The organism is Aeromonas sp. 55A (assembly GCF_051919665.1).
GTDB classification, from domain to species: domain Bacteria; phylum Pseudomonadota; class Gammaproteobacteria; order Enterobacterales; family Aeromonadaceae; genus Aeromonas; species Aeromonas veronii.
In genome coordinates this window covers 1-3,663 of the sequence record NZ_JBQBEH010000002.1, presented here as the reverse complement: position 1 = coordinate 3,663, position 3,663 = coordinate 1, and the positions used below count along the sequence as shown (strand labels likewise).

6 protein-coding genes and 1 pseudogene are annotated in these 3,663 nt (G+C 43.4%); 4 read left to right on the top strand and 3 right to left on the bottom strand.

What is annotated here, in order from left to right:
* Nucleotides 1–259 precede the first annotated feature (259 nt).
* From ACTG2G_RS02425 to rzpD, 3 genes and pseudogenes are all read left to right on the top strand, one after another.
* Nucleotides 260–583: pseudogene (locus ACTG2G_RS02425) on the top strand (phage holin, lambda family).
* Nucleotides 567–1,043 carry a glycoside hydrolase family 24 protein gene (locus ACTG2G_RS02420; RefSeq protein ID WP_000229403.1) on the top strand — a complete coding sequence of 159 codons (477 nt, stop codon included), beginning with the start codon at nt 567–569 and terminating at the stop codon, nt 1,041–1,043. The pseudogene ACTG2G_RS02425 and the gene ACTG2G_RS02420 overlap by 17 nt, the downstream one beginning before the upstream one ends.
* Entirely contained in the window at nt 1,040–1,501 is a 462-nt protein-coding gene (rzpD, locus tag ACTG2G_RS02415; RefSeq protein ID WP_000092275.1) for a prophage endopeptidase RzpD, read from the top strand. Before ACTG2G_RS02420 ends, rzpD begins: the two co-directional genes overlap by 4 nt.
* Before the next feature lie 31 nt (nt 1,502–1,532).
* Here rzpD and bor read toward each other — a convergent pair whose 3' ends face one another.
* Together bor and ACTG2G_RS02405 are read right to left on the bottom strand one after the other, a co-directional pair.
* Nucleotides 1,533–1,826 (bottom strand): serum resistance lipoprotein Bor, encoded by a 294-nt coding sequence (gene bor, locus ACTG2G_RS02410; protein ID WP_000738492.1) that lies wholly within the window; start codon nt 1,824–1,826, stop codon nt 1,533–1,535.
* Nucleotides 1,827–2,115: 289 nt separating this feature from the next.
* Nucleotides 2,116–2,526, bottom strand: coding sequence for a DUF1398 domain-containing protein (locus ACTG2G_RS02405; RefSeq protein ID WP_012775990.1), 411 nt, complete (start codon nt 2,524–2,526; stop codon nt 2,116–2,118).
* A gap of 285 nt (nt 2,527–2,811) precedes the next feature.
* On the opposite strand from ACTG2G_RS02405, the gene ybcW reads away from it, so the two are divergent.
* Nucleotides 2,812–3,018 (top strand): protein YbcW, encoded by a 207-nt coding sequence (gene ybcW / locus ACTG2G_RS02400; protein WP_001031427.1) that lies wholly within the window; start codon nt 2,812–2,814, stop codon nt 3,016–3,018.
* A gap of 164 nt (nt 3,019–3,182) precedes the next feature.
* Here ybcW and ACTG2G_RS02395 read toward each other — a convergent pair whose 3' ends face one another.
* On the bottom strand, nt 3,183–3,377 hold the full coding sequence (locus ACTG2G_RS02395) for a YlcI/YnfO family protein (RefSeq protein WP_001421937.1): 195 nt from the start codon (nt 3,375–3,377) through the stop codon (nt 3,183–3,185).
* Between the last annotated feature and the right edge of the window lie 286 nt (nt 3,378–3,663).

Genomic DNA, 3,663 nt, shown 5'->3' with positions numbered 1-3,663 from the left:
ACGTATTGCTAAGGTTAAAGAACGACTTCCATACTCGTGTGACAGCACCTGCCATCAGATTGTGTTTGTTAGTCGCTTTTTTTTTTTGGAATTTTTTTTTTGGAATTTTTTTTTTGCGCTAACAACCTCCTGCCGTTTTGCCCGTGCATATCGGTCACGAACAAATCTGATTACTAAACACAGTAGCCTGGATTTGTTCTATCAGTAATCGACCTTATTCCTAATTAAATAGAGCAAATCCCCTTATTGGGGGTAAGACATGAAGATGCCAGAAAAACATGACCTGTTGGCCGCCATTCTCGCGGCAAAGGAACAAGGCATCGGGGCAATCCTTGCGTTTGCAATGGCGTACCTTCGCGGCAGATATAATGGCGGTGCGTTTACAAAAACAGTAATCGACGCAACGATGTGCGCCATTATCGCCTAGTTCATTCGTGACCTTCTCGACTTCGCCGGACTAAGTAGCAATCTCGCTTATATAACGAGCGTGTTTATCGGCTACATCGGTACTGACTCGATTGGTTCGCTTATCAAACGCTTCGCTGCTAAAAAAGCCGGAGTAGAAGATGGTAGAAATCAATAATCAACGTAAGGCGTTCCTCGATATGCTGGCGTGGTCGGAGGGAACTGATAACGGACGTCAGAAAACCAGAAATCATGGTTATGACGTCATTGTAGGCGGAGAGCTATTTACTGATTACTCCGATCACCCTCGCAAACTTGTCACGCTAAACCCAAAACTCAAATCAACAGGCGCCGGACGCTACCAGCTTCTTTCCCGTTGGTGGGATGCCTACCGCAAGCAGCTTGGCCTGAAAGACTTCTCTCCGAAAAGTCAGGACGCTGTGGCATTGCAGCAGATTAAGGAGCGTGGCGCTTTACCTATGATTGATCGTGGTGATATCCGTCAGGCAATCGACCGTTGCAGCAATATCTGGGCTTCACTGCCGGGCGCTGGTTATGGTCAGTTCGAGCATAAGGCTGACAGCCTGATTGCAAAATTCAAAGAAGCGGGCGGAACGGTCAGAGAGATTGATGTATGAGCAGAGTCACCGCGATTATCTCCGCTCTGGTTATCTGCATCATCGTCTGCCTGTCATGGGCTGTTAATCATTACCGTGATAACGCCATTACCTACAAAGCCCAGCGCGACAAAAATGCCAGAGAACTGAAGCTGGCGAACGCGGCAATTACTGACATGCAGATGCGTCAGCGTGATGTTGCTGCGCTCGATGCAAAATACACGAAGGAGTTAGCTGATGCTAAAGCTGAAAATGATGCTCTGCGTGATGATGTTGCCGCTGGTCGTCGTCGGTTGCACATCAAAGCAGTCTGTCAGTCAGTGCGTGAAGCCACCACCGCCTCCGGCGTGGATAATGCAGCCTCCCCCCGACTGGCAGACACCGCTGAACGGGATTATTTCACCCTCAGAGAGAGGCTGATCACTATGCAAAAACAACTGGAAGGAACCCAGAAGTATATTAATGAGCAGTGCAGATAGAGTTGCCCATATCGATGGGCAACTCATGCAATTATTGTGAGCAATACACACGCGCTTCCAGCGGAGTATAAATGCCTAAAGTAATAAAACCGAGCAATCCATTTACGAATGTTTGCTGGGTTTCTGTTTTAACAACATTTTCTGCGCCGCCACAAATTTTGGCTGCATCGACAGTTTTCTTCTGCCCAATTCCAGAAACGAAGAAATGATGGGTGATGGTTTCCTTTGGTGCTACTGCTGCCGGTTTGTTTTGAACAGTAAACGTCTGTTGAGCACATCCTGTAATAAGCAGGGCCAGCGCAGTAGCGAGTAGCATTTTTTTCATGGTGTTATTCCCGATGCTTTTTGAAGTTCGCAGAATCGTATGTGTAGAAAATTAAACAAACCCTAAACAATGAGTTGAAATTTCATATTGTTAATATTTATTAATGTATGTCAGGTGCGATGAATCGTCATTGTATTCCCGGATTAACTATGTCCACAGCCCTGACGGGGAACTTCTCTGCGGGAGTGTCCGGGAATAATTAAAACGATGCACACAGGGTTTAGCGCGTACACGTATTGCATTATGCCAACGCCCCGGTGCTGACACGGAAGAAACCGGACGTTATGATTTAGCGTGGAAAGATTTGTGTAGTGTTCTGAATGCTCTCAGTAAATAGTAATGAATTATCAAAGGTATAGTAATATCTTTTATGTTCATGGATATTTGTAACCCATCGGAAAACTCCTGCTTTAGCAAGATTTTCCCTGTATTGCTGAAATGTGATTTCTCTTGATTTCAACCTATCATAGGACGTTTCTATAAGATGCGTGTTTCTTGAGAATTTAACATTTACAACCTTTTTAAGTCCTTTTATTAACACGGTGTTATCGTTTTCTAACACGATGTGAATATTATCTGTGGCTAGATAGTAAATATAATGTGAGACGTTGTGACGTTTTAGTTCAGAATAAAACAATTCACAGTCTAAATCTTTTCGCACTTGATCGAATATTTCTTTAAAAATGGCAACCTGAGCCATTGGTAAAACCTTCCATGTGATACGAGGGCGCGTAGTTTGCATTATCGTTTTTATCGTTTCAATCTGGTCTGACCTCCTTGTGTTTTGTTGATGATTTATGTCAAATATTAGGAATGTTTTCACTTAATAGTATTGGTTGCGTAACAAAGTGCGGTCCTGCTGGCATTCTGGAGGGAAATACAACCGACAGATGTATGTAAGGCCAACGTGCTCAAATCTTCATACAGAAAGATTTGAAGTAATATTTTAACCGCTAGATGAAGAGCAAGCGCATGGAGCGACAAAATGAATAAAGAACAATCTGCTGATGATCCCTCCGTGGATCTGATTCGTGTAAAAAATATGCTTAATAGCACCATTTCTATGAGTTACCCTGATGTTGTAATTGCATGTATAGAACATAAGGTGTCTCTGGAAGCATTCAGAGCAATTGAGGCAGCGTTGGTGAAGCACGATAATAATATGAAGGATTATTCCCTGGTGGTTGACTGATCACCATAACTGCTAATCATTCAAACTATTTAGTCTGTGACAGAGCCAACACGCAGTCTGTCACTGTCAGGAAAGTGGTAAAACTGCAACTCAATTACTGCAATGCCCTCGTAATTAAGTGAATTTACAATATCGTCCTGTTCGGAGGGAAGAACGCGGGATGTTCATTCTTCATCACTTTTAATTGATGTATATGCTCTCTTTTCTGACGTTAGTCTCCGACGGCAGGCTTCAATGACCCAGGCTGAGAAATTCCCGGACCCTTTTTGCTCAAGAGCGATGTTAATTTGTTCAATCATTTGGTTAGGAAAGCGGATGTTGCGGGTTGTTGTTCTGCGGGTTCTGTTCTTCGTTGACATGAGGTTGCCCCGTATTCAGTGTCGCTGATTTGTATTGTCTGAAGTTGTTTTTACGTTAAGTTGATGCAGATCAATTAATACGATACCTGCGTCATAATTGATTATTTGACGTGGTTTGATGGCCTCCACGCACGTTGTGATATGTAGATGATAATCATTATCACTTTACGGGTCCTTTCCGGTGAAAAAAAAGGTACCAAAAAAAACATCGTCGTGAGTAGTGAACCGTAAGCAGGTGCTGTCACACGAGTATGGAAGTCGTTCTTTAACCTTAGCAATACGTAAC

What these genes read in the sequence shown, in the direction of transcription:
- bor (WP_000738492.1), bottom strand. Translation starts at nt 1,826, where the DNA reads ATGAAAAAAATGCTACTCGCTACTGCGCTGGCCCTGCTTATTACAGGA.
- rzpD (WP_000092275.1), top strand. Translation starts at nt 1,040, where the DNA reads ATGAGCAGAGTCACCGCGATTATCTCCGCTCTGGTTATCTGCATCATC.
- ACTG2G_RS02420 (WP_000229403.1), top strand. Translation starts at nt 567, where the DNA reads ATGGTAGAAATCAATAATCAACGTAAGGCGTTCCTCGATATGCTGGCG.
- ybcW (WP_001031427.1), top strand. Translation starts at nt 2,812, where the DNA reads ATGAATAAAGAACAATCTGCTGATGATCCCTCCGTGGATCTGATTCGT.
- ACTG2G_RS02405 (WP_012775990.1), bottom strand. Translation starts at nt 2,526, where the DNA reads ATGGCTCAGGTTGCCATTTTTAAAGAAATATTCGATCAAGTGCGAAAA.
- ACTG2G_RS02395 (WP_001421937.1), bottom strand. Translation starts at nt 3,377, where the DNA reads ATGTCAACGAAGAACAGAACCCGCAGAACAACAACCCGCAACATCCGC.